At 65.3% G+C, this 22,969-nt stretch carries 20 protein-coding genes and 1 pseudogene; 3 read left to right on the top strand and 18 right to left on the bottom strand.

Features of this window, described 5'->3' with window-relative positions; translation table 11 throughout:
• The first annotated feature begins 30 nt into the window (after window positions 1–30).
• Window positions 31–546 carry a nuclear transport factor 2 family protein gene (locus tag ACWDTF_RS09370; protein ID WP_355272773.1) on the top strand — a complete coding sequence of 172 codons (516 nt, stop codon included), beginning with the start codon at window positions 31–33 and terminating at the stop codon, window positions 544–546.
• On the opposite strand, the gene ACWDTF_RS09365 is transcribed toward ACWDTF_RS09370, so the two are convergent.
• The 8 genes and pseudogenes from ACWDTF_RS09365 to ACWDTF_RS09330 form a co-directional block, all read right to left on the bottom strand.
• The gene (locus ACWDTF_RS09365; protein ID WP_355272776.1) at window positions 523–2,508 is read right to left on the bottom strand and encodes an acetoacetate--CoA ligase; all 1,986 of its coding nucleotides are present in this window, start codon (window positions 2,506–2,508) and stop codon (window positions 523–525) included. The two genes, ACWDTF_RS09370 and ACWDTF_RS09365, sit on opposite strands and share 24 nt — an antisense overlap.
• Before the next feature lie 10 nt (window positions 2,509–2,518).
• Window positions 2,519–3,441: pseudogene (locus ACWDTF_RS09360) on the bottom strand (VOC family protein).
• Window positions 3,442–3,450: 9 nt separating this feature from the next.
• The gene (locus ACWDTF_RS09355; RefSeq protein WP_355272779.1) at window positions 3,451–4,320 is read right to left on the bottom strand and encodes a fumarylacetoacetate hydrolase family protein; all 870 of its coding nucleotides are present in this window, start codon (window positions 4,318–4,320) and stop codon (window positions 3,451–3,453) included.
• Window positions 4,321–4,355: 35 nt separating this feature from the next.
• A complete protein-coding gene (locus tag ACWDTF_RS09350) occupies window positions 4,356–4,982 on the bottom strand; it encodes an acyl-CoA dehydrogenase family protein (RefSeq protein WP_355272782.1) in 627 nt (208 codons plus the stop codon).
• Window positions 4,983–4,994: 12 nt separating this feature from the next.
• The gene (locus ACWDTF_RS09345) at window positions 4,995–5,570 is read right to left on the bottom strand and encodes an acyl-CoA dehydrogenase family protein (RefSeq protein WP_355272785.1); all 576 of its coding nucleotides are present in this window, start codon (window positions 5,568–5,570) and stop codon (window positions 4,995–4,997) included.
• A 40-nt stretch (window positions 5,571–5,610) separates the two neighbouring features.
• On the bottom strand, window positions 5,611–6,129 hold the full coding sequence (locus ACWDTF_RS09340; RefSeq protein ID WP_240857951.1) for a flavin reductase family protein: 519 nt from the start codon (window positions 6,127–6,129) through the stop codon (window positions 5,611–5,613).
• A 682-nt stretch (window positions 6,130–6,811) separates the two neighbouring features.
• Window positions 6,812–7,603 (bottom strand): FadR/GntR family transcriptional regulator, encoded by a 792-nt coding sequence (locus ACWDTF_RS09335; protein ID WP_240856307.1) that lies wholly within the window; start codon window positions 7,601–7,603, stop codon window positions 6,812–6,814.
• A 28-nt stretch (window positions 7,604–7,631) separates the two neighbouring features.
• On the bottom strand, window positions 7,632–8,147 hold the full coding sequence (locus ACWDTF_RS09330) for a GNAT family N-acetyltransferase (protein ID WP_240856306.1): 516 nt from the start codon (window positions 8,145–8,147) through the stop codon (window positions 7,632–7,634).
• Window positions 8,148–8,235: 88 nt separating this feature from the next.
• Here ACWDTF_RS09330 and ACWDTF_RS09325 point away from each other — a divergent pair, with 88 nt between their 5' ends.
• On the top strand, window positions 8,236–9,024 hold the full coding sequence (locus tag ACWDTF_RS09325) for a cyclase family protein (RefSeq protein WP_355272790.1): 789 nt from the start codon (window positions 8,236–8,238) through the stop codon (window positions 9,022–9,024).
• Window positions 9,025–9,035: 11 nt separating this feature from the next.
• Window positions 9,036–10,676, top strand: a complete 1,641-nt coding sequence (locus ACWDTF_RS09320; RefSeq protein ID WP_355272793.1) for a thiamine pyrophosphate-binding protein — start codon at window positions 9,036–9,038, stop codon at window positions 10,674–10,676.
• A 14-nt stretch (window positions 10,677–10,690) separates the two neighbouring features.
• Here ACWDTF_RS09320 and ACWDTF_RS09315 read toward each other — a convergent pair whose 3' ends face one another.
• The 10 genes from ACWDTF_RS09315 to ACWDTF_RS09270 form a co-directional block, all read right to left on the bottom strand.
• The gene (locus ACWDTF_RS09315) at window positions 10,691–11,197 is read right to left on the bottom strand and encodes a lipoprotein LpqH (RefSeq protein WP_240856303.1); all 507 of its coding nucleotides are present in this window, start codon (window positions 11,195–11,197) and stop codon (window positions 10,691–10,693) included.
• Between the two features lie 161 nt (window positions 11,198–11,358).
• Window positions 11,359–12,309, bottom strand: coding sequence for an esterase/lipase family protein (locus ACWDTF_RS09310; RefSeq protein ID WP_355272796.1), 951 nt, complete (start codon window positions 12,307–12,309; stop codon window positions 11,359–11,361).
• Window positions 12,310–12,317: 8 nt separating this feature from the next.
• The gene (nuoN, locus tag ACWDTF_RS09305) at window positions 12,318–14,048 is read right to left on the bottom strand and encodes an NADH-quinone oxidoreductase subunit NuoN (protein ID WP_355272799.1); all 1,731 of its coding nucleotides are present in this window, start codon (window positions 14,046–14,048) and stop codon (window positions 12,318–12,320) included.
• Window positions 14,045–15,655, bottom strand: coding sequence for an NADH-quinone oxidoreductase subunit M (locus tag ACWDTF_RS09300; RefSeq protein WP_355272802.1), 1,611 nt, complete (start codon window positions 15,653–15,655; stop codon window positions 14,045–14,047). Before ACWDTF_RS09300 ends, nuoN begins: the two co-directional genes overlap by 4 nt.
• Window positions 15,652–17,565: an NADH-quinone oxidoreductase subunit L gene (gene nuoL, locus ACWDTF_RS09295; RefSeq protein WP_355272805.1), complete on the bottom strand. Its 1,914-nt coding sequence runs from the start codon at window positions 17,563–17,565 to the stop codon at window positions 15,652–15,654. The genes ACWDTF_RS09300 and nuoL overlap by 4 nt, the downstream gene beginning before the upstream one ends.
• 9 nt (window positions 17,566–17,574) lie before the next feature.
• Window positions 17,575–17,874, bottom strand: a complete 300-nt coding sequence (nuoK, locus tag ACWDTF_RS09290) for an NADH-quinone oxidoreductase subunit NuoK (RefSeq protein ID WP_240856298.1) — start codon at window positions 17,872–17,874, stop codon at window positions 17,575–17,577.
• Window positions 17,871–18,644 (bottom strand): NADH-quinone oxidoreductase subunit J, encoded by a 774-nt coding sequence (locus ACWDTF_RS09285; protein WP_240856297.1) that lies wholly within the window; start codon window positions 18,642–18,644, stop codon window positions 17,871–17,873. Before ACWDTF_RS09285 ends, nuoK begins: the two co-directional genes overlap by 4 nt.
• The gene (nuoI, locus tag ACWDTF_RS09280) at window positions 18,641–19,180 is read right to left on the bottom strand and encodes an NADH-quinone oxidoreductase subunit NuoI (RefSeq protein WP_355272809.1); all 540 of its coding nucleotides are present in this window, start codon (window positions 19,178–19,180) and stop codon (window positions 18,641–18,643) included. The genes ACWDTF_RS09285 and nuoI overlap by 4 nt, the downstream gene beginning before the upstream one ends.
• Window positions 19,173–20,471 (bottom strand): NADH-quinone oxidoreductase subunit NuoH, encoded by a 1,299-nt coding sequence (gene nuoH / locus ACWDTF_RS09275; protein WP_355272812.1) that lies wholly within the window; start codon window positions 20,469–20,471, stop codon window positions 19,173–19,175. Before nuoH ends, nuoI begins: the two co-directional genes overlap by 8 nt.
• Window positions 20,468–22,891 carry an NADH-quinone oxidoreductase subunit G gene (locus ACWDTF_RS09270; RefSeq protein WP_355272815.1) on the bottom strand — a complete coding sequence of 808 codons (2,424 nt, stop codon included), beginning with the start codon at window positions 22,889–22,891 and terminating at the stop codon, window positions 20,468–20,470. Before ACWDTF_RS09270 ends, nuoH begins: the two co-directional genes overlap by 4 nt.
• Between the last annotated feature and the right edge of the window lie 78 nt (window positions 22,892–22,969).

The raw sequence follows: 22,969 nt of genomic DNA, 5'->3' as shown, positions 1-22,969 counted from the left end.
ATGCACATTCCGAGCAACCTGGAGGCGACGATGCCCTCAACCGATGACCTGGCCCGCCGGCTACAGCGATTGGAGCACGTCGAGGCGATCACGCAGCTGAAGTACCGCTATTGGCGCGCATGTGACACCAAGGATCCCAAAGGGTTTCGATCCTGCTTCATCAGGTCGGGAGCACGGATCGACTACGGTCGCCTCGGCGGCTTTGACGACGCCGAGCCGATGGCCCGGATCTTCGAGAAGGTGGCGCTCGCGCGGATCGACGGCAAGTTCGTCGTCTACGACATGCACCACGGCATGCATCCCGAGATCACCATCCTCGACGACACCAGCGCCCGCGGAACCTGGAGTCTGCGCTTCCGGCAGGTCAACACCGTCGAGGCCACCGAGACCATCATGACCGGAGACTATGACGACGAATACGTCGTCGAGGATGGCGTGTGGAAGATGTCGGTCTGCCGGTTCACCGAGCACTGGGCGATCAAGCGTTCGTTGGGTGACGCGCAGATCATCCCGGGACACTTCTCAGCGCCGCCGCTGAGCACCTGATCGGCCGCCATCCACGAAACGCGAGAAGTAGGCGAGAGACTCGGGATCGTCGACAGTGTCGACACCGATGACCTGCTGCAGCGGCTTGCCCTGGATCAGCCGTTTCACCGGCACCTCCAGCTTCTTGCCCGTCCGGGTGTGCGGAATGGCCGGGACAGCGATGATGTCGTCCGGGACATGACGTGGTGACGCGCCGATACCGATGGCCCCAGCGATCCGAGCACGCAGATCGTCGTCGAGGGTGACGTGGTCGGCTAGCACGACGAACAACGGCAACCAGTAACGGTCGTCGTCGAGCTCAACGCCCACCACCAATGATTCACGGATCTCGGGCAGCGCATCGACGACGTCGTAGATGTCCGCACTACCGAGCCGGACGCCTTGTCGGTTCAGAGTCGCATCAGAGCGCCCGGAAATGATCACCGAACCACGCTCGGTGACGGTGATCCAGTCGCCGTGCCGCCATACTCCGGGGAAGGTGTCGAAGTAGGCGTCGCGATAGCGTTGGCCCGTCGGATCGTTCCAGAAGGACACCGGCATCGACGGCATCGGTGTTGCGATCACCAGCTCGCCAACCTCGCCAATTACACTGTACCCCTGGCTATTCCATGCTTGCAGGTCCACTCCCAAGAGTGGTGCCGAGATCTCGCCGGCCCAGACCGGGGTGTTGGGTGCACAACCGGCGAAGCCGCTCACGACGTCGGTGCCGCCGCTTGTCGATGCCAGCTGTATGTGCGTGCCCACATGATCCCGCACCCACTGGTAACTCTGAGCGGGAAGGGGTGCACCGGTGCTGCCGATCGTACGCAACCGGGACAGGTCGAGGTCGCACGCCGGACTCAGCCCGGCCTTCTCGGAGGCCGCCAGATAGCCGGGGCTGACGCCGAGCACCGTGACTCGGTGGTCCGACGCGATCTCCCATAGCCGTTGTGGCCCTGGGAATACTGGACTCCCGTCATAGAGAACGATGGCCGCACCGGTCAACAGCCCGGACGTCACCATGTTCCACATCATCCAGTTCGTCGTCGTGTACCAGAAGAACCGGTCTCCGCGACCGAGGTCGTTGTGCAAGCCCAGAAGTCGGAGGTGGTCGACGACCACGCCGCCGTGCGAGTGGACGATGCCCTTGGGTGCTCCGGTGGTACCTGACGAAAACAGCGCCCACAGAGGATCGTTGAACTCTACGCGGACGAACTCTGGTTCGGCGGGGTGTGCGACCACGTCGTCCCAGCCGGTGACGCCGACGCCGAACCGCGAATCACCGATAGCGGAAACGCCCAGTGTCGCAACGAGTTCGGGCATCGACGACCGAATCGTCTCGACCATTCCACATCGGCTGTGTACCTTGCCATTCCACCGATAGCCGTCGGCGGCGATGAGCACCTTCGGTTCCAACTGCCCCAACCGGGCAAGCGCGCCCGCGGCGCCATAGTCCTGCCCACACGCCGACCAGATCGCGCCGAGTCCCGTTGTGGCCAGCATGCCGACCACCGCGTGGAGAGTGTTCGGGAGGTAGCCGACGACTCGGTCGCCGCGTCGCACACCGTGCTCGACCAGCCAGCGCTGCACAGCGCCGACCATGCCGCGCAACACATTCCAGGACACCTCAGTGGTGTCTCCCGTTTCGCCGAGCGCGATGACTGCCGTGTCGTCACCCCGGAGTCGGAGGGCATGCTCCGCGTAGTTGATCCGCGCACCAGGAAACCACCGCGCGCCCGGCATCGTGCGGTCCGGCAACACGTTTGCCGGCGCATCGTCGATCAGAACGTCGAAATGATCCACCACCGCTGTCCAGAAATCGGCGGGATGGTCGACCGACCACCGCCACAGCTCCCGGTAAGTCGGATAGCGCTCACCGGTACGCTTCTCGACACGGCTGGTGAACCGGGCGAGTTGGCTCACCGCCGACGCCGCAACGTCGGGCGTCCAGATCGCTTCGGCCGGTGTGATGTCGACAGTCATCGGCTGTCCCTCAGGCGGCGCTGTGCGCGCCGGTCATCAGGGCGGCCAGATCCTCCGGGGCCAGGAACGACGGCGGAGGTGGGGGACCCCAGCTGAACAGTCCCTTGGCACCTTCGACCACTTCTGGGGTCCATAGCTGGTCGTCGACGATCGAATCCATGTCGGAGTAGTACTCGCTGAAGTTTCCCGCCGGGTCCTTGAGGTACCAGAAGAAGTTGGAGCCGGCGTAGTGCCGACCGAGACCCCACACATGGCGTCCGGGATCGGCTTCCAGCATGCTCATGGCGCCGCGTCCGACCTCGTCGACATCATCGACCTGCCACGACGTGTGATGGAGGAAGTTGACCGGAGCCTGCTGCACGAGAACGTTGTGGTGATCGGTGGAGCACCGCAGGAAGGCCGCCAGGCCCGGTACTTCGTCACTGACCTTGAAACCCAGGCCGTGGGTGAAGAAGCGTTGCGTGACTGCATGATCGGTGCTTCCGATCACCGCGTGTCCGAGCTTGCGGGGTCGGACCGCGGCCGTCCGCAGCACCCCCGGGGCGCGGCAGGTCTCGCGCCGAGGCGACCAGGCCCGTTGTACGGGGTCGCCGCCACGCGGGCTTGGGTGATGCGCGCTTGAACCTCGACGGTGACATGCAGATCGGTGGCGGCTTCGATCGCCGAGATGCTGTTCGTCGTCCGCTCGAAGGGGATGTCGAGTTGTGTCAGGTTGTGTGCGATGCGTCCGAGATCGTCGGGGTGGTCGGCGCCGACGGTGAGGGCGACCAGCCGCCGGGTTGGCGTCTCGATGATGCGGAGTTGACGTCCGCCGTCGGTGGTCGAGAACCATCCGTCGGCCTGTGGGGTGAGCCCGAATTCTGTGTAGTAGGCGGCAGTCTGGGCGACGTTGGGTACGCCCATGGTGACCGACGCGAGGCGATGCAGGGTCATGGCAGGTCCTTACTGGGGAGCAGAGATGAAGGTCTGATGCAGTTCACCGATTCCGGTGATCCAGCTGTCGAGTCGTTCGCCGGGTGCGAGGAACCGCTTGGGTTCTCGACCCGCGCCGACGCCGGCCGGAGTTCCGGTGAAGATCACGTCGCCCGGGTGGAGGGTGACGTTGCGGGACAATTCGGCGATCAACCGAGGAACGGGGAAGATGAGATCGCGAGTGCGTCCCTTTTGCATTTCCTCCCCGTCGACGGCGCAACCGAGTTCAAGGTCGTCCGGATCGGCGAACTCATCGGGGGTGACGAGCCACGGACCCTGCGGGGAGAATCCGGGATAGGACTTCCCCAGCCCGAACTGTGGTGCGGGTCCGCGTGTCTGGGTGATCCGCTCGGAGATGTCCTGTCCGGCGGTGAGCCCGGCGACGTACCTCCACGCGTCGTCGGCGTCGATCCCGGTGGCCTCGCGTCCGATGACCACGACAAGCTCGACTTCCCAGTCGACGGCACCGCCTTCGGGAATGGTGACCGTGGTATCGGGTCCGGAGAAACTGGAGATGTACTTGGTGAACACGGGCGGCAGATGTGTCGGCGACTCGAATCCCGATTCGGCGGCGTGATCGTCGTAGTTCAATCCGACGGCGAACACTTGACGTGGCCGTGGTGACGGAGCGCCCAGAAGTGCTCGATCGACCGGTGATCCGTCCGCGGCAGATGTGTCGAAAGCGACTGCCCAGCTGATGAATTCATTCCAGCCCCCGTAGACGAGATCGAGGTCCGGACCGAAGCGGCCTCCCGACGCGTCGAAGATGTCGACGCCGACCTCGGCCCCGGACTCACCGAGGATCAGCGTTGCGCGTTGGTTGTGATTGGCGATTCGCATGTGTTGTGCTCCTTGGTCTTCTGAATGTGTGGCCGTCAGACCATCGGGGTGATCGGGTCTTCGACGCCGAGCAAGGCTTTGCCGTACAGCTCGTAGCTGACCGCTGGTGAGACGATCGCGTGCCGGGCCGCGACCGCCGAGTCGCGCCAGATTCGTTGCAGAGGACTCACTTCGGCGAACGAACCCGCGCCGTGCGCCGACAGCAGGATGTCGATGGCGCGGGTCACGCAGTCGGCCACATATCCGGTGTCCGACCGGACGCGCGCCCGGATAAGATAGTCCGGATACTCGCCTCGTGCGGCAGCCTCGTCGATGTCGGCGGCAGCCCGGTATGCGTGCAGCTGGGCGGTGTCGATGAGCCGCGCGGCCTCGGCAATCTGCAACTGGAACGCAGTGGACTCCTGTTGCGAGGTGAAGAAGGTATAGGAGATCGGTTTCTTGGGCGCCTTGGCGATCACGAAATCGAGTGCCGCACGGCCCATTCCGAGTTGCGGCCCGACGAGTACGAGAGCAAGGACTGGGATCAGCGCAGACCGATACAGAACCTCGTCCTTGTGGGGTGTGGCGTAGTGACCGCCGATCGCCGGCGGGACGCTGATCACGCGATGGTCCGGCACGAAGACGTCATCGGCGATGAGGCAGTTACTTCCCGACGATCGCATGCCCGCGACGAACTACGTGTCCTCGAAGCCCATGTCGGAGCGGGGGATCAGCGCGCAGCCCTGGTCGACGACGTTGCCGTCGGCATCGGTGATGGGAATGCCCATGACCGCCCACGTGCAATGGTGTGAGCCGGAGTTGTAATACCACTTGCCGGTCACCCGGTATCCGCCGTCGACCTTTCGGGTTTCGGCGGTGGGAGCGAGCACACCGGACACCTTGGCGTCGGGGTCGGCGCCGAAGACCTCGTCCTGCGCCTGCTGTGACATGAGTCCGACAAGCCAGTTGCACACGTTGGTGAGCGTGACGACCCACGCGGTGCCACCGTCGGCTTCAGCGACTGCCGCCGAGATGTCGAGCATCGTGCGCATGGAGGTCTCGTAGCCGCCGTAGCGTTTGGGTACGGAGATGCGGAACAGTCCGGCGTCGGTGAGAGCCTGGATGCTCTCTTCGACGACTCGCCGATCCTTTTCTCCCTGAGCGGCATTCGCCGCCAGGAGCGGACGGAGTTCCCGCGCGCGGGCAACGAGTTCGGCGTCGGCTGGGACGGTGTGATCCACCGTTGCCGGACTGGTGGTGGTGATGGTCATGGGGTTCTCCTTCTGAGGGTGGGGACTGGGACTGGGTTGGTCAGCTTGCGCAGGCGACGATTTGGTCGACAATCGCGGTCCGCGGGCGGGTGGCAAACCGGGAATGGGTACCAAAGGTTCGGTGGCCGTAGACAAGTGGGGGACGCTGCTCGGACGCGGCGTGGGTCACCGAGCCGATGAGCAGCAGGTGGTCGCCGGCCTCGATGGTCTGCCAGAGCTCGCAGGCGGCCCATCCGGCGACAGCGTCGATCCGGGGTAGCCCGTTCGACGGCGACCACGGCGTCGTGCCGAATCGATCCAGGTCACGTGACGCGAAGGTCATCGCGATGTCGTCCTGTGTGGAGTTGAGCACGTTCACGCCGAATCGTTCGGTGGCGATGATGCGTGACAGCAGACTCGATCGGCGATCGAGCGCGATGGAGAGGAGAGCGGGTCGTAGCGACAGCGACGCCAGCGAGCTGACGGTTGCGCCGTGCGGGCCGTCGTCGTCGGCGGTCGTGACCACTGTGACCGGTGCACACACCCCTGCCATCAGGTTTCGGAACTGTTGGTCGTGCATTGCCGCACCTCCACGTCGACATAAGATTGGAGCAAATAAACATGATTAATTGCTTGGATCACAGACTGAGGGTGACCGGCATCACTTGTCAAGAGGAATCGGCATATTGATCATGGTTATTTCTTCGAGCCGCCGTGACCTGGGGCTCTTGTCGACGTACTACGACCAATGGCGGGAGGACACTCCCGCTCGAGGAAGTGGGAAGTGTGGTTGCGCGGTAGAAGCCGCACTTGTAGCCAGAAACCTTGGTGCACATCGGGTTTCTGACCAGACGTGCGGTATCTGAGATCACAACACGCCGTAGCGCCGCCTCGGCGAACGGTGACATGGCCGCCCATGCGTAGGGGAGGAACTAGTTTCCGGCAGCCGACGCCATCCGGAACCGCTCGCATATCCGCAGTTCAGCAGGCCTTCGAGCCAGCGCCCCACCCGCCGCCACGGCGGCGATCGTGGACCCAATCCGGCACAAAAAGTGGGGGAAGAAACTTCTTCCCCGGGCCTTGGTGTCCTCCCCTACAACTTTCTAGGGGACGACTATGAAACCCACGGAAGAAGTTCGTCCCCTAGTTTTTCTGCGGGCCGGGCGCGATGCGATTTACCCAGCTCAGCGGGATTGGTTACCAACTCTTCGGTTCAGCGGTAGGTTCCTCCAGGTCTGCTGGGCTCCACCTGACCTGTCGATTCAGGTGGAGCTGTCCGCCCGGAGGATCATCGTCGGATCGGTGCGACGGAGAGCGTCGACCGCGGCGTCGGCATCACCGGCGCCCAGGGCATCGACGAGGGACTCGACCACATCGGCAAGGCCGCCAAGGAAGACCGGCACCTGGTTGTCGGCGGCGTCGAGATGGGCGCGCAGATGCGAGGTGCCGACGTCCATGATGCTGAGGTAGAGGCTGTTGAGAAGCTGACTGCTGCCGATTCCGGCGAAGTACTCGTGCACGTGCCACGCCGCCCACACGAATCCGGAGAGGTCGTTCTCCGCGCGCGTGCGACGCAAGTCATCGACTCGCGCGCGCAGTTCGCGAAGATCTCGATCATCAATGGCCGCAAGCACTTCCGCCACCAAGAGGGGAGCCAGCGCGTCCCGGATCTGGATCGACTCGCCAAGTGCCGACCCATCCGCCGGGGCTGCGCGGAACCAGCCGTTCATCCGTGACAGGGGTGATGGGTTGGCGGCAAAGATCCCGCCGCCCGGACCTGGGCGCGAGGTGATGACGCCGCGCTCCTGCGCCAACTTGATCGCCTCGTTCACCGTGCCGACCGAGACGCCGCATACCTGCCGGATCTCGTCCTTGCTGCCGATTCGTTCGCCGGCGGGAGCTCCGGCGGCCAGGCGCGCTATCTGGTTGGCTGCGTACTCGGCACGAGACAAGCCGATCGACACCGTGCCGGGCAGGCTGATCGGGCGCCGCCACAGGTCCGGCGTGTAGGCCGGGATGTCGGGCGGAACTTGATCTGGGGCGTCGGTGGACACGAACCGATGGTAGCCGAATCAATCATGATCATTGAGGTGCAGGGGCCTCGCGATCGTCGAGCGTGAGCTGCAGAAACGCGAGGTCGAGCCACCGTCCGAACTTGGCACCGACCTGCTCGAGCACACCCACATTCACGAATCCGAGCCGTTCGTGTAGGTGGATCGATCCCGTATTGCTCGCATCGATCCCGGCGATCATCACGTGCTTACCGAGCGCACGCGCACGCTCGATCAGCTCGACCATCAACGTCTTGCCGATTCCGCGGCCGCGCTGATCGGACTGCACATAAACCGAGTGTTCGACGGTGTGCCGATAGCCGTCGAACGGGCGATAGTCGCCGAACGTGGCGTAGCCGAGCACCTCGTCGCCGTCGACCGCCACGATCACCGGGTAACCCGCTTGACGACGATCGGCGAGCCACTTCCGGCGATTGTCGACGTCGACGAGTCGCTCGTTCCAGATCGCCGTGGTGTTCTCGACGGCGTCGTTGTAGATCGCGGTGATCGTCTCGAGATCGGGCTCGGTCGCATCGCGGATGTCCATGCGAGATCTCCTGTCCAGAGGTGGCGATCAGAACGTAACAGGCATGATGAGTTGGAGCCCAACATCGACGTGTGAGCGGAGACCGATCATGACCAGCCCCGACATCGCCGGATTCGTCGACGCGATCACCAGCCGAACATTGCGCGTCGTCGACCTCACCACACCCCTGAGCGCCTCGACACCGGCGTTGCGACTGCCACCACCGTTCGCCAACCTCATCGACTTCAGTCTGGAAGAGGTCAGTGCCTACAACGAGCCGGGACCCTTCTGGCGGCACAACAACATTCACACCGGCGAACACATCGGGACCCACCTCGACGCACCCGTGCACTGGATCACCGGCCGCGACGGTGACGATGTCTCGCAGATCCCGGTCCAGCGACTCATCGGGAGCGCCGCGGTCCTCGACCTCACGGCTCAGGTCGACGACAACCCGGACCATCTGCTCACCATCGCCGACGTGCAGACGTGGGAGAACGAGCACCGCCCGCTCGGCGCCGGCGACTGGCTCCTGCTGCGCACCGGATGGGAGTCCAAGGGGCACTCCCAGGAAGCTTTCCTCAACGCCGACGAGACCGGATCGCACACGCCCGGCGTCGACGCAGAATGCGCCAAATGGCTTGCTGCCGAGCGTGATATCACCGGCATCGGCGTGGAGACCGTCGGCGTCGACGCCGGGCTGGCAGGCGGATTCGATCCCGCTTTCCCGGTGCATCACCACTTCCTCGGCCACGACAAGTACGGCATCACATCGCTCCGCAATCTGAATGAACTTCCGACCACGGGTGCGATGCTGATCGTCACGCCGTTGCCCATCGTCGGCGGAACGGGCAGCCCGTCTCGAGTCCTGGCGGTTGTCGACGGCACACCCGAATGACGGCCGCCGACATGACTGTCGGCGACGTGGTGGGCGAGGTCCTCGCCGATCTCGGCGTCGGCCACGCCTTCGGTGTGGTGGGCAGCGGCAACTTCGTCATGACCAACGCCCTACGACGCGGCGGTGTCCCGTTCACCGCCGCCCGGCACGAGGGTGGTGCCGCGATGATGGCCGACGGTTTCTCGCGCATGTCGGGACGGGTCGGACTGCTGTCTGTGCATCAGGGTTGCGGGCTGACCAACGCGATGACCGGCATCGCCGAGGCGGCCAAGAGTCGCACGCCGATGATCGTGCTCACCGCGGACAGCCCGGCGGCCACGCTGCGGTCGAACTTCCGGGTCGACCAGGACGCGATGGTGCGCGCGGTCGGCGCGATCAGCGACCGGGTCTACTCGGCCTCGACGGTGGTGGCCGACGTCACGCGCGCGTACCGCACGGCGGTCACTCAACGACGCACAGTCGTCCTCAATGTGGCCATTGACGTGGCAGCAGGTCCGGCGACGCATTCCGGCCCCGTGAGTGCCGACACCACGTCCAGTGCGGTTCGGCCCGACCCGGAGTTGCTCGCGAAACTTGTTGCCGCACTGAACAAAGCCCAGCGTCCGGTGTTCGTGGCCGGACGCGGTGGCCGTGGTGCCGGACGCGAGATCGCCCGGCTGGCAGCAACATCTGGCGCGCTCCTCGCGACATCGGCGGTCGCGAACGGCCTGTTTGAGGGTGAAGAGTTCTCGCTGGGTATTTCGGGCGGATTCGCCTCGCCGACCTCTGCGGACCTCATAGCGGGCGCCGACCTCATCGTCGGATGGGGGTGCGCGTTGAACATGTGGACGATGCGCCACGGTCGTCTGATCGGTCCCGACACCATCGTCGTACAGATCGATGACGACGTCGACGCGCTCGGTGCTCACCGGCCGATACACCTCGGAGTCCTCGGCGACTGTGCCGCGACAGCTCGCGACGCGCTCGCCGGACTGGCCGAAACGAGGCAGGGCTACCGCACTTCCGAGGTGGCCGCCCGGATTGCGGAAAACTCACGCTGGCAGGATGTTCCGGTCGACGACTCCTCCACCGCCGACCGGATCGATCCGCGCGCACTGTCCATCGCACTCGACGAAATGCTGCCGGCCGAGCGTGTGGTGTCTATCGATTCGGGCAACTTCATGGGTTATCCCGCAACGCATTTGGCGGTGCCCGACGAGAACGGATTCTGCTTCACCCAGGCCTTTCAGTCCATCGGGCTCGGACTCGGCACCGCGATCGGCGCAGGTCTCGCGCAACCGGGCAGACTGCCGGTCCTCGGTACCGGCGATGGCGGCTTCCTGATGGCCATCGCCGATCTCGACACCGCGGTTCGCATCGGTCTCCCGCTCGTCGTGATCGTCTACAACGACTCTGCCTATGGTGCGGAGGTGCATCACTTCGAAGGTGCCGACATGGCGACGGTGACCTTCCCGGATACCGACATCGCCGCCATTGCACGGGGTTTCGGCGCCACCGGAGTGACGGTGCGAACTGCCGACGACCTCGACAAGGTCCGTGATGCCCTCGGCGAGATCATCTCGTCCGGGGCGCCGCGGCCGCTGGTGATCGATGCGAAGATCACCAGCGACGGCGGCTCCTGGTGGCTGGCGGAAGCATTTGCCGGGCACTGAGCGCGTCGTGCGTATTACTCCTGATAACAGCTGAACTCGGCCTGGTAGGCCTTGCTGGTCGTCCTCGTTTCGGCGTCCACGGCCACCCCGGTGACGGTGATCTTGTCACCGTTGATCTCCACCTCGGCGCTGCCGCGGCTTCGGGTGGGATCCGTGACGTAGCGAACGCCGTCGATCTCGAAGACGGTCTTGACCAACCGCGGATGCTGGGTGTTGGTCAGATCAGCGGAGAAGACGGTCTCGCCATCGGAGGTCGCGGTGCCCGTCAATGCGAACGTCGACGAACGGCTACTGCGCGTACACCACAGGTTCGTCTCGTCGAGGCCCGGAATCGGCTGTCCCTCAACCCACACTTGAGCGAACTCGGGCATGTCGATGGCAACCGGAGTGGAGTCGGTACTGGCTGTGCCGACCGTCGCCGCCGACGAACACCCTGTGATCAGTGTGGCCGCCGCAACGAGCGTCACGACGACGCTGACGCCATGCCACAACCGCAAACCCTGGATCCCCGACCTACCCACGCCGCATATGGTAGGTCACACTGGCGGCGATGTCCGAATGGGCGCCACCACACTTCGCCATGGTGAACTGGTTCCGCGACCGTCGCGAATTATCTTGCCGTGCAGCGCTGTTTGCTGGTCAGTTGACTCAGTTGACTCAGTTGACTCAGTTGCCGATCGCGTCAGCGGCCGGGGCTCATGCCGGTGAACGGAAGCACCACTTCGCAGGGGACCCGCTGTCGATGGGCCGGATCAAGGGCGTTCATGACGATGATCGTCGTTCTTCGCGAACCGGCGATGGCCATGTGATCGGAGTAGTCGCGCGAACACGAATCCTGCACGACGATGTTCGTCACCCGCTGTCCAGGACGAGGCGGCGGGATACCGCTGGTGTACGGCGTGGCCATCTCGTCGTAGCGGGTCACGATGTTGGTGTAGGTCACCGGGCGCGTGTAGGGCGAACCGCCGGCATTGATGCGTTGCACGACCGCCGAATCGGCGTACACCTCGTAGCACATCCCGCAGTTCTGGCGGGTGATCAGCGGATTGAGGTAGACGAGGTTGCTCGGCCAGTTGACCCCTTGCAGGATGGCGGCGATGTTGACGACCTTGTCCACGTGCGCAGCGCCGCCGATGACCTTGACGTAATAAGCGGTTACCAGGCCGCCGAGGGAATGAGTGACGATGTCGACGGTCGGCGACCCGGTGGTGCGGCGGACTCGATCGACGAACCGGGAGACAGCCGCCGCCCCGGCGGGCACCGACGACATCCCGGCAATCGCGTTGAACGGCTTCGGGAATGCCGGATTGGCTCCCCATGTGAAGGTGAAGACGCAGTAGCCGGCTGCCCTCAGCGCCGGCCCGTAGACGGCCCAGTCGGTTTGCTGGCTCGCGAATCCTCCGTGCACCAGCACGACCGGGTGTGGATGGCGCGCACTGGGTTTGCACGACCAATCATTGGTGCCCGGTGGTGAGCGGTCGGGGTCGGCGAGATGGTTGAGCGACCCCTGAAGGAAGTTGTAGACCACCGGTGGCGGTGGGCCCTGAGGGCCGGCACCTGGTGCCGCAGACGCAAGTGCGGCGGGGATCGACAGCCCGAGAACCACGGCAAGGATGGTGATGAGCTTTCGCATGGCAGACCTCAATGAAGGAAGGTTGCGGCGGACTCGGTGAGGTCGAGCAACGGCTGGGGAAAGACCCCGAGCGCGATCGTCGCGACGGTACAAACCGCGATGCCGGACGTGGTGAAAATACTCGGCTTGACGACGTGGGGTGCGTCGACGGGGACGTCGCGGAAGAACATCGCCACGATGATCCGCACGTAGAAGTAGGCGGCGATGGCACTGCTGATCACGCCGATCACCACCAGCACTCCACCCCCGCTGCCGGCTGCCGCGGCGAACACGTCGAACTTCGCGATGAACCCGCTCGTCAGCGGTATGCCGGCAAATGCGAGCAGGAACATCGAGAACATCGCGCCGACAAGCGGATAGCGTCGGCCGAGGCCTGCCCACTGCGACAGGTCGGTCGCTTCGCGACCCGAGAGGTGCGGGCTACGTGACGGTTTCGTGCGGCCGGCGGTGGTTGCCTGGCCGACAGCCGCGCGCAGGGATGTGGGGTTGTCGGCGGCGGTGGTGTCGGGCTCCCGGACCACCGCGACGGTGGCGAATGCACCCAGGGTCGAGAAGCCGTAGGCGGCAAGGTAGAACATCGTCGCCGCGAGACCCGCGTCGTCGAACGCGATCACGCCGAGCAAGATGAATCCGGCGTGGGTGATCGACGAATACGCGAGCATACGTTTCACGTCGGTCTGCGTCACCGCCATCACCGCGCCGACGAGCATCGTCGCGATTGCGACCGCCCACATCGCCGGTTCCCATTGCTCGTGCAGTTCACCGAAGGCGACGTAGAACACCCGCAGCAACGCCCCGAATGCGGCGATCTTGGTGGCCGCGGCCATGAATGCCGTCACCGGCGTCGGCGCGCCCTGGTAGACGTCGGGTATCCACGCGTGGAACGGCACCGCACCGACCTTGAACAGCAGTCCGACCGCCAGCATGCCGAGGCCGATCAGCGCGAAGGTGGTGTCGCCGTCGGAAGCGCTGGTGGCGGTGAGGGATTCACCGATGACCGACAGGTTCAGCGATCCGGTGGCCCCGTAGGCGAAGGCGGCCCCGAACAGGAAGAAGGCCGACGAGAAGGCGCCCAGCAGAAAGTATTTGAGTGATGCCTCCTGCGAGATCAGTCGTCGCCGACGCGCCAGACCGCACATCAGGTACAGGGGAAGCGAGAACACCTCGAGGGCGATGAACATCGTGAGCAGGTCACCGCACGCGGGGAACAGCATCATGCCGCCGACAGCGAGCATCGCCAGCGGAAAGACCTCGGTGGTCACCGCGCCCGCGCGGGTGGCCTCGAACTCGGCATCGGTGTTGGGCACCGAGGCGCCGGAAGGCGTGAACATGTCGGCGTCGGTGCCCGAGCCGCCGCTCACCGCAACCATGGCGGCAGGCGCGACGACGCGCTCGAGTCTGCGTTCGGCCATGAACGCGATCCCGAAGAAGGCAACGAGCAGCAGCAACCCCTGGAGGTAGATGGCCGGTCGGTCGATCACGACCGCGCCGGACACCGCGAATTCGCCGTTGCCCGCGCCGATTCTCGTCACCGAGACCGTGATCACGGCGACAAGAGCGGCAACCAGACCGCCGAGTGACAGACCCACCTGCACCGGGTAGCGGAGGCGCCGCGATGCGAAGGCCTCGACCAGCACTCCCACCACGGCGACCCCGAAAACGATGAGCATCGGTGAGAGGGAAGCGTATTGGACGTCCGGAGGAGTGATCGCCGCCAGCGGTGAAGCCGGTGTGGTCATCGTGGTCCTCCCTGGTCTGCCGAGTCGGCCACGGCCGGCGCCGGGTCGTGCACGCCGACGGTGGTCAGGGTGTGGCCGACCGCAGGGTCGACGATGTCGAGCAGCGGTTTGGGATACACCCCGAGCGCGATGAGCAGAGCGATCAGCGGAACCACCACGGCCAGTTCACGTCCCACGAGATCGCGCATCGACGACGCGCGAACATCGGAGAGTTTCGGTGGCCCACCCATCATCCGCTGGTAGGTCCAGAGTATGTAGATGGCCGAGATCACCAGTGCGGCACAGGCGAAGATCGCGGCGACCGGATATCGGGTGAACGTGCCGATCAGCACCAGAAATTCGCTGATGAACGGTGCGAGCCCAGGGAGGGACAGGGTCGCGAGTCCGGCGACGAGGAAGGTGCCCGCCAGGACTGGTGCCACCTTTTGGACGCCACCGTAATCCGCGATCAGACGGCTGCCGCGACGAGACACCAAGAAGCCCGCGATCAGGAACAGCGCCGCCGTCGAGAGACCGTGGTTCACCATGTAGAGCGTCGAACCGGTCTGACCCTGACTGGTCATCGCGAAGATGCCCAGGATGATGAAACCGAAATGGGAGATCGACGTGTAGGCGATCAATCGCATCACATCGGTCTGTCCGATGGCCAGGACGGCGCCGTAGATGATCCCGATGACCGCCAGCACGCAGATGAACGGCGCGAAATACTGTGCGGCGTCAGGGAACAGCTGGAGGCAGTAGCGGAGCATCGCGAAGGTGCCGACCTTGTCGACGACCGCCATCATCAGCACGGCACTCGCGGGTGTGGCGGCGACGGCTGCGTCGGGCAACCAGGAGTGGAAGGGCCACAGCGGTGCCTTGACTGCGAACGCGAACATGAACCCGAGGAACAGCAGTTTGGCCAGTCCGGTGTCGCCGTCGATGGTTCCCGACGACACCGCGTCGGCGATGGTGCGAAGCGAGAAGGTGCCGGCCCCGTCGGCGCCCACGTCGTTCTGCACGGTCACCACATACAGGCCGATGACCGCGGCCAGCATGATCAGGCCACCAAATAGGTTGTACAGCAAGAACTTCACTGCTGCCGCAGATCTGCGCGGACCGTTGCCGAAGCCGCCGATGAGGAAGTACATCGGGATCAGCATCGCCTCGAAGAAGATGTAGAAGAGCAGGATGTCGAGGGCGACAAAGCTCATCAGCACCATCGCCTCCACCGCGAGGGTGAGAGCGAAGTAGGTGTGCGGCCCCTTCTGCGGTCGTCCGCCGGCGTCGTCGAGCGAGCCGGAATCGTCGGCGTCGCGCCACCCCGCGAGGACCAGCAACGGCAGCAGCGCCGCGGTGAGCAGGACCAGGGCAAGTCCGATCCCATCGAGACCGAGCGCGTACCGGGTGCCGAAAGCCGGTATCCAGCTGTGGTCTTCGACGAACTGGTACCGCGTGCCGTTCGGGTCGAAGCCGACGGCGAGCCCGACGGCGAGCACCAGCACCCCGACGGTGACACCGAGGGCGATGCCCTTGGCGACCTGCGGTTGGCGATTCGGCACGGCGAGCACGATGACCGCACCGATCGCCGGCGCGAGCCACAGGATGGTCAACCACGGTGTGTTCACAGCACATTCACCACCATCACCAGCGCCGTGATCACCGCGGCACCGGCGAACATCGACAACGCGTAGGAGCGCACGTACCCGCTCTGCCAGCCACGTATTCGCACGGACAGCCCGGAGATCGTGGCGCCGATACCTGTGGTGGCCCCGTCGATCCCCTCGTCCTCGAGTTGTACCAATCCGGCGGTGACGCGCTGCCCGGGCCGCATCAGCAGGGCCTCGTTGGCGGCATCACCATAGAGGTCGCGGCGGGCCGCGACGGTGAGCGCCGAGACGTCGTCGGGTGCGACCTCCAGCACCGGACGAGTGGCGTACTGGCGCCACGCAATTGCGACGCCGATCGCGACCACCACCAGGATGATGGCTGTCATCGCCCACACCGGGATCGCGAGCTCGTCGTGATGCTCGCCCACTACTGGCTCAAGCCACGTCTGCAGCGCCCCACCGAAAGCGAGGAAGAAGCCCGACGCCACCGAACCGATCGCGATGAGGATCATCGGGGCGGTCATCACCGACGGCGACTCGTGCGGGTGCGGCGCCGGCGCGTCGGTTCCGTCGTGCCAACGCTTCTCGCCGAAGAAGGTCAGGATCATCACTCGGGTCATGTAGAAGGCGGTGATGCCCGCTCCGAGCAGTGCGGCCCCACCGAGCAGCAACCCCTTGGTGCCGCCCGCGCCGAACGCCACCTCGATGATGTGGTCCTTGGAGTAGAACCCGGCGAACGGCGGTACGCCGATGATGGCCAGGTAGCCGATGCCGAAGGTGACGAACGTGATCGGCATGAGAGTGCGCAGAGCGCCGTACCGTCGCATGTCGGTCTCGTCGTTCATGCCGTGCATCACCGATCCGGCGCCGAGAAACAGTCCGGCCTTGAAGAATCCGTGGGTCAACAGATGCATGATGGCGAAGGCGTAGCCGGCCGGACCCAGGCCGGCGGCGAGAACCATGTAGCCGATCTGACTCATCGTCGACGCGGCGAGGGCCTTCTTGATGTCGTCCTTGGCGCAACCGATGATCGCACCGAACAGCAGCGTGACCGCTCCGACGACCACCACCCCGACCTGCGCGTGCGGGGCGAGATCGAAGATGGGGCCGGACCGCACGATGAGGTAGACGCCCGCGGTGACCATGGTGGCGGCGTGGATCAACGCCGACACCGGCGTCGGGCCCTCCATGGCATCACCCAGCCAGGACTGCAGAGGCACCTGGGCCGATTTACCGCAGGCGGCGAGCAGGAGCATGAATCCCAATGCGGTGAGCGTCGATTCGCCCGCCTGACCCGCACCGTCGAACACGGCGGTGAACGACACCGCGCCGAAGGTCGCGAACATGATCATCAGGCCGATGGCCAGCCCGATGTCGCCGACGCGGTTGACCACGAACGCCTTCTTGGCTGCGGTCGCCGCCGACGGCTTGTACTGCCAGAACCCGATCAGCAGATACGACGCCAGACCCACACCCTCCCAGCCGAGATAGAGGCCGAGGTAGTTGTCGGCCAGCACGAGGACGAGCATCGCGGCGAGAAACAGGTTGAGGTAGGCGAAGAATCGGCGTCGGTCGGGGTCGTCGTGCATGTAGCCGATCGAATACACGTGGATCAGTGAACCGACGCCGGTGATCAGGAGTACGAAGCACATCGACAGCTGGTCGAGCTGAAAACCGAAGTCCACGTTGAGCTCCCCGACGGGGACCCACGTGAACAGCGTCTCGGTGACTGCACGCTCGTCGGCCGACCGCGACACCATCCCGACGAACATGACCAGGCCGAGCACAAACGACGCGACGGCGAGCGCCGTGCCGAGGAGGTGACCCCAGCGGTCCGACGCCCGGCCCGAGATCAGGAGCACGACGGCACCGACCAACGGCAAACCGGGAAGCAACCAGAGCAGGGACGCCGTCTGATCGATGGTCACCGAGCCTCCTTAGCGCTTCAGCAGATCTGCGTCGTCGACCGAGGCCGATCGTCGTGCCCGGAAGATGGTCATGATGATCGCGAGTCCGACAACGACTTCGGCCGCGGCCACCACCATCGTGAAGAACGCGATCACCTGACCGTCATACGATCCGTGCATACGCGCGAACGTCACGAAAGAGAGATTCGCCGCGTTGAGCATCAGCTCGACGCACATGAAGACGACGATCGCGTTGCGCCGTAACAACACTCCCGCAGCACCGATGGTGAACAGCAGCGCCGAGAGGTAGAGGTAGTTCTCCGGATTCACTCGCGCACCTCGCTCTCGCGCTGTACGAGCGTGGCATTGACCGACAGCGCCGACGGTGAGCCGTCGGGCAGGCGGGCCGGGGTGTCGACGGCGTTGTGTCGCGCGTAGACGCCGGGACTCGGGAGCGGAGTGAGGTCGACGCCGGCCCTAAAACGGGCCTTGGAGATCTCGCGCTGGCTCATCTTGGGACCGAACCGTTCACGATGGGCGAGCACCATCGCCCCGAGCGTGGCCGTGATGAGCAGCGCGCCGGTCAGTTCGAAGGCCCAGAGGTATTGCACGAAGATCAGTTCCGCGATGGCTTCGACGTTACCGTCACTTGCGGTGCTCGACCCGCCGGGTGCCGGGGCACCGGCGAACGCGGCGACGCTCGCGGTGCCGATGCCGGCGATGAGGAGGATTCCGAAGCCGAGTCCGATGATCGCCGCTGCAACCCGTTGTCCCCGAAGGGTTTCGGTGAGTGAGTCCGACGAGTCGACGCCGATCAGCATGAGCACGAACAAGAAGAGCATCATGACCGCGCCGGTGTAGACCACCACCTGCACCACACCGAGGAACAGCGCGCCCTGCGCGACATAGAAGATGGCGAGGATGATCATGGTGGTCGCGAGGAAGATGGCGGAGTATACGGCCTTGGTGGCGAACACCACACCGAGCGCGCCGAGCACCGCCACCGCGCCGAGGATCCAGAACTGCACCGCTTCGCCCGTCGACGTGCGGGTGAGCTCGGCCGCGAGCAGTGTTGGCCCTGTGCTGATCTCGGTGGTCATGTCGAGGTCTCCCGAGGCTTCACCTGACCGTCGGGGGTGACCTCGCCGCGGTAATAGTTCTCTTCGGTCGAGCCGGGTGCCATGTCGTGTGGCGGTGCCTGTGCGTCGGGTGGCATGGGTGCCAGCAACCGGTCCTTCTCGTAGATGAGGTCGGCCCGGTTGTCGTCGGCGAGTTCGTAGTCGTTGGTCATGGTCAGCGCCCGGGTGGGGCAGGCCTCGATGCACAGTCCGCACCCGATGCAGCGCAGGTAGTTGATCTGGTAAACGCGGCCGTATCGTTCACCGGGAGAGTAGCGCTCGTCCTCGGTGTTGTCGGCGCCCTCGACGTAGATCGCGTCGGCCGGGCACGCCCACGCGCAGAGCTCGCAGCCGATGCACTTCTCGAGCCCGTCGGGATGCCGGTTGAGCTGGTGGCGACCGTGATAGCGGGGTGCGGTGGGTGTCTTCTCCTCGGGATACTGCTCGGTGATCGTCGGGGTGAACATACCGCCGAAGGTCACCCCCATTCCGCTGACCGGCTTGAGGAAATCAGGCATCGGTCTTCTCCTTGCTGCGTTGTGGCGGTGAGATCTTCGGCCCATCTATCCGCTGGCTGGGGAGTGGGGGCACCGGGAATCCGCCGGCCATGGCGTCGAACGGCTTGCCCGGCTGCTCGGCGTCGTCGGGCTCCTTGGGCAGACGCATGGACCGCCAGATGGCGTAGCCGATGAGTGCGGTGACGACGATGCCCGCGCCCGCGGAAATCAGCGCCCGCATGAGATCGTCGCTGCCTTCCGTGGCCGCCCGGATGAGCGCGACCACCATCACCCAGGTCAGCGAGATTGGGATGAGCACCTTCCAGCCGAGGTTCATGAACTGGTCGTAGCGCAGGCGGGGGAGGCTGGTGCGCAGCCAGATGAACACGAACATGAACACCCACACCTTGGCGGTGAACCACAGGATCGGCCACCAGCCGGAATTGGCCCAGTCGAAGACGCTCAGCGGCCAGGGTGCCTGCCACCCGCCGAGGAACATCGTGGTGGCCAACGCCGACACGGTCACCATGTTGATGTATTCGGCGAGCATGAACATGGCGAACTTGAGCGACGAGTACTCGGTGTGGAAGCCGCCCACCAGTTCACCCTCGGCTTCGGGGAGATCGAATGGCGCGCGGTTGGTTTCGCCGACCATCGAGATCGCGTAGATCACGAACGACGGCAGCAACAGCAGCACGTACCAGTGATCCTGTTGGGCGGCCACGATGCCCGACGTCGACATCGTGGTGGCGTCGAGGAAGACCGCGGCAAAGGTCAGGCCCATGGCGATCTCGTAGGAGATCACCTGGGCGGTGGAGCGCAGGCCGCCCAGCAGCGGATACGTGGAGCCCGACGACCAGCCCGCCAGCACGATGCCGTACACCCCAATGGACGTCACGGCCAACACGTAGAGGACGCCGACCGGTAAGTCGGTGAGCTGCAACGGGGTCTGATGCCCGAACACCGACACCATGGGGCCGAACGGGATCACCGCGAACGCCATCACCGCCGGAACGACCGCGATGATGGGGGCCAGCAGATAGATGATCTTGTCGACTCCGCTGGGGATGATGCCTTCCTTGAGCGCGAGTTTCACGCCGTCGGCGAGGCTCTGCAGCAGACCGCGCGGGCCGACGCGGTTGGGGCCGATCCGAGACTGCATGCGCGCCATGATCTTGCGTTCGAGAAGGATGGCCACCAGCGGGTTGGCCACCAGGAAGCCGAATACCGCCACCGCCTTGATGACGATCAGCCACCACGGATCGTGGCCGAAGTCGGCAAGCGTGGGGAAGTCGGCCGCCTGCGGTGTCATGATCCGCTCCCTGTGTCGGGGGCCAGGGCCACCAGATCACCCGACTGGGCGCGCAGGCTCGAATATACCTGCGATCCAGGTGAGTTCGTCGGGAGCCAGACGACGCGGTCGGGCATGTCGGTGATCTCGGCGGGCAGCACCACCGCCCCGTCGACGGTGCTGACCCGGAGCAGCGCGCCGGCGGTGACCCCCGCTTCGGCGGCCGTGGTTTGCGACAGTCGGGCGACGGGCGTGCGCGCGGTGCCGGCCAGATGCGGCTCGCCGTCCTGCAGACGTCCTTGGTCGAGAAGCTGGTGCCAGGTTGCCAAGACTGCTTGACCCGCAAGGGGCGTTCGGGGCGACGGACTTTCGACGGTGTCGGGAGTCGGGGCATCCGTGGTAGGGCGAGTGCCCGACCACACTCCTATGCGACCGAGGTCGAGATGAATTGTGTCGGTTGTGTCACAACGGATGTCGACGCCGAGCCGTCGGCCGAGCGCGTCGAGCACCCGATGGTCGGCAAGACGTCCGGAATCGAGGAGGGCAGCGGTGAATCCGCGTGGTCGGCCTTCCCAATCGACGAACGTGCCGGATTTCTCGGCGACCGTCGCCACCGGAAACACCACGTCTGCGTGGCGGGTGACCGAGCTGGGCCGCTGCTCGAGGCTGATGACGAACGGCGACGCGGCGAGCGCGGACTCCGCATCGGCCGGATCGGGCAGGTCGCCGAGATCGACGCCGCCGACAAGGAGCGAAAGCCCGTGATACTGAGCGGCCTCCAGCATTCCTGCGGTATCTCGACCCGAATGGGATGGCAGGTCGCGCACACTCCACGCGCGGCTCATCTCGGCGCGCGCGTCGGCGTCGGTGACCGGTCGTCCGCCGGGTAAGAGGCCGGGCAGGGCGCCCACCTCGATCGAGCCGCGTTCCCCCGCGCGTCGGGGTATCCACGCGAGCGAAGCTCCCGTCGTCCGTGCGAGCTCCCGGGCGGCGGTCAGGGCCCCGGGGGATGAGGCCAGGCGTTCGCCGACGAGGATCACCGATCCTGGCTGCGACAGCGCGTCGGCGACGGCCTGCGTTGTCAAGTTCTCTGCCTCGGCGCCGGGAACGGTGCGCAGGATTTGTCCGTCGAGCTTGCGCAGGCCGCGAGTTGCGTAGGGGGCCAACGAGTAGACGCGCTGGCCGATCTCCCGCACCGCTCGCCGCAGGCGGAGGAAGACGATCGGCGACTCCTCTTCCGGTTCGAACGCCACCAACAGCACGGCAGGTGCTGCCGAGAGGTCGTCGTAGGTGACGTCCATCCCGTGACCTGCGACGGTGGCGGAGATGAATGCCGCCTCCTCGGCGCTGTGCGGCCGGGCCCGCAGGTCGATGTCGTTGGTACCGAGCACAGTTCGGGCGAATCGGGAGTAGGAGTATGCATCTTCGACGGTGAGCCGTCCGCCGGTGAGTACACCCATGCCGCGCGAGGCGTCGCGGATTCCCTGCGCCGCAACGCCGAGTGCCTGTGCCCAGGACACCTCGCGCAACTCACCGTCGCGGTGCCGGATCATCGGGGCGGTGAGTCGTTCGCCGGCGGTCGCGTAGGTGAACGCCCAGCGGCCCTTGTCGCAGTTCCATTCGGAGTTCACGTCCGGGTCATCGCCGGCGAGGCGGCGCAACACTTTTCCGCGACGATGATCGGTGCGCTGTGCGCATCCACTCGCGCAGTGCTCGCACACGCTCGGCGTGGAGACCAGGTCGAAGGGACGCGCGCGGAAGCGGTAGGCGGCCCCGGTCAGTGCGCCGACGGGGCAGATCTGCACGGTGTTGCCGGAGAAGTAGGAGTCGAACGGTTCGTCGGCGTAGATGCTGACCTGTTGCAGCGCACCGCGATCGGCCAACTCGATGAGCGGATCACCGGCCACCTGAGTGGAAAACCGCGTGCACCGGGCGCACAGCACGCACCGTTCGCGGTCGAGCAGCACCTCCGACGACAGTGGCACCGGCTTGGTGAAAGTTCGCTTGACCCCGTCGAATCGCGATTCGGCGCGGCCGGCCGACATGGCCTGGTTTTGGAGCGGGCACTCCCCGCCCTTGTCGCACACCGGGCAGTCGAGAGGATGGTTGATGAGCAGGAGTTCCATCACGCCGCGCTGGGCGTCGGCCGCGACCTCGGAACTGCGCTGGGTGTGGATGATCATGCCGTCGGCGACGGTCGACGTGCACGATGCCAGCGGCTTGCGCTGTCCCTCGACCTCCACCAGGCACTGTCGGCAGGCGCCGACTGGGTCCAGTAGCGGGTGGTCGCAGAACCGGGGGATCGTGATACCGATCTGCTCGGCCGCACGAATGATCAACGTGCCCTTCGGTACTCGCAGCTCTTGACCGTCGATGGTGATGCCGACGAGGTTGTCGGCCTCGGCCTGCGTCGCGGGATCGTTGTCGTGGGTCAGGGTCATCGGTGCCCTCCGTTCGCGGAGCCGCCGAAATCTGTACGTGGCAGCCCAGCCAAGCGCATAGTGCAGTTCGTCGAGCTG

This window comes from Gordonia sp. NPDC003422, assembly GCF_053588675.1.
Note: the sequence above shows the minus strand (reverse complement) of the source record. Positions and strands in the feature narration are given on the sequence as shown.

Coding starts and splice junctions, on each gene's coding strand:
- nuoN (WP_355272799.1), bottom strand. CDS start 14,048: ATGACCACACCGGCTTCACCGCTGGCGGCGATCACTCCTCCGGACGTC.
- ACWDTF_RS09345 (WP_355272785.1), bottom strand. CDS start 5,570: ATGACCATCACCACCACCAGTCCGGCAACGGTGGATCACACCGTCCCA.
- ACWDTF_RS09350 (WP_355272782.1), bottom strand. CDS start 4,982: ATGCGATCGTCGGGAAGTAACTGCCTCATCGCCGATGACGTCTTCGTG.
- ACWDTF_RS09355 (WP_355272779.1), bottom strand. CDS start 4,320: ATGCGAATCGCCAATCACAACCAACGCGCAACGCTGATCCTCGGTGAG.
- ACWDTF_RS09365 (WP_355272776.1), bottom strand. CDS start 2,508: ATGACTGTCGACATCACACCGGCCGAAGCGATCTGGACGCCCGACGTT.
- ACWDTF_RS09320 (WP_355272793.1), top strand. CDS start 9,036: ATGACTGTCGGCGACGTGGTGGGCGAGGTCCTCGCCGATCTCGGCGTC.
- ACWDTF_RS09310 (WP_355272796.1), bottom strand. CDS start 12,309: ATGCGAAAGCTCATCACCATCCTTGCCGTGGTTCTCGGGCTGTCGATC.
- ACWDTF_RS09330 (WP_240856306.1), bottom strand. CDS start 8,147: ATGGACATCCGCGATGCGACCGAGCCCGATCTCGAGACGATCACCGCG.
- nuoI (WP_355272809.1), bottom strand. CDS start 19,180: ATGCCTGATTTCCTCAAGCCGGTCAGCGGAATGGGGGTGACCTTCGGC.
- ACWDTF_RS09285 (WP_240856297.1), bottom strand. CDS start 18,644: ATGACCACCGAGATCAGCACAGGGCCAACACTGCTCGCGGCCGAGCTC.
- ACWDTF_RS09370 (WP_355272773.1), top strand. CDS start 31: ATGCCCTCAACCGATGACCTGGCCCGCCGGCTACAGCGATTGGAGCAC.
- nuoH (WP_355272812.1), bottom strand. CDS start 20,471: ATGACACCGCAGGCGGCCGACTTCCCCACGCTTGCCGACTTCGGCCAC.
- ACWDTF_RS09340 (WP_240857951.1), bottom strand. CDS start 6,129: ATGCACGACCAACAGTTCCGAAACCTGATGGCAGGGGTGTGTGCACCG.
- ACWDTF_RS09325 (WP_355272790.1), top strand. CDS start 8,236: ATGACCAGCCCCGACATCGCCGGATTCGTCGACGCGATCACCAGCCGA.
- ACWDTF_RS09270 (WP_355272815.1), bottom strand. CDS start 22,891: ATGACCCTGACCCACGACAACGATCCCGCGACGCAGGCCGAGGCCGAC.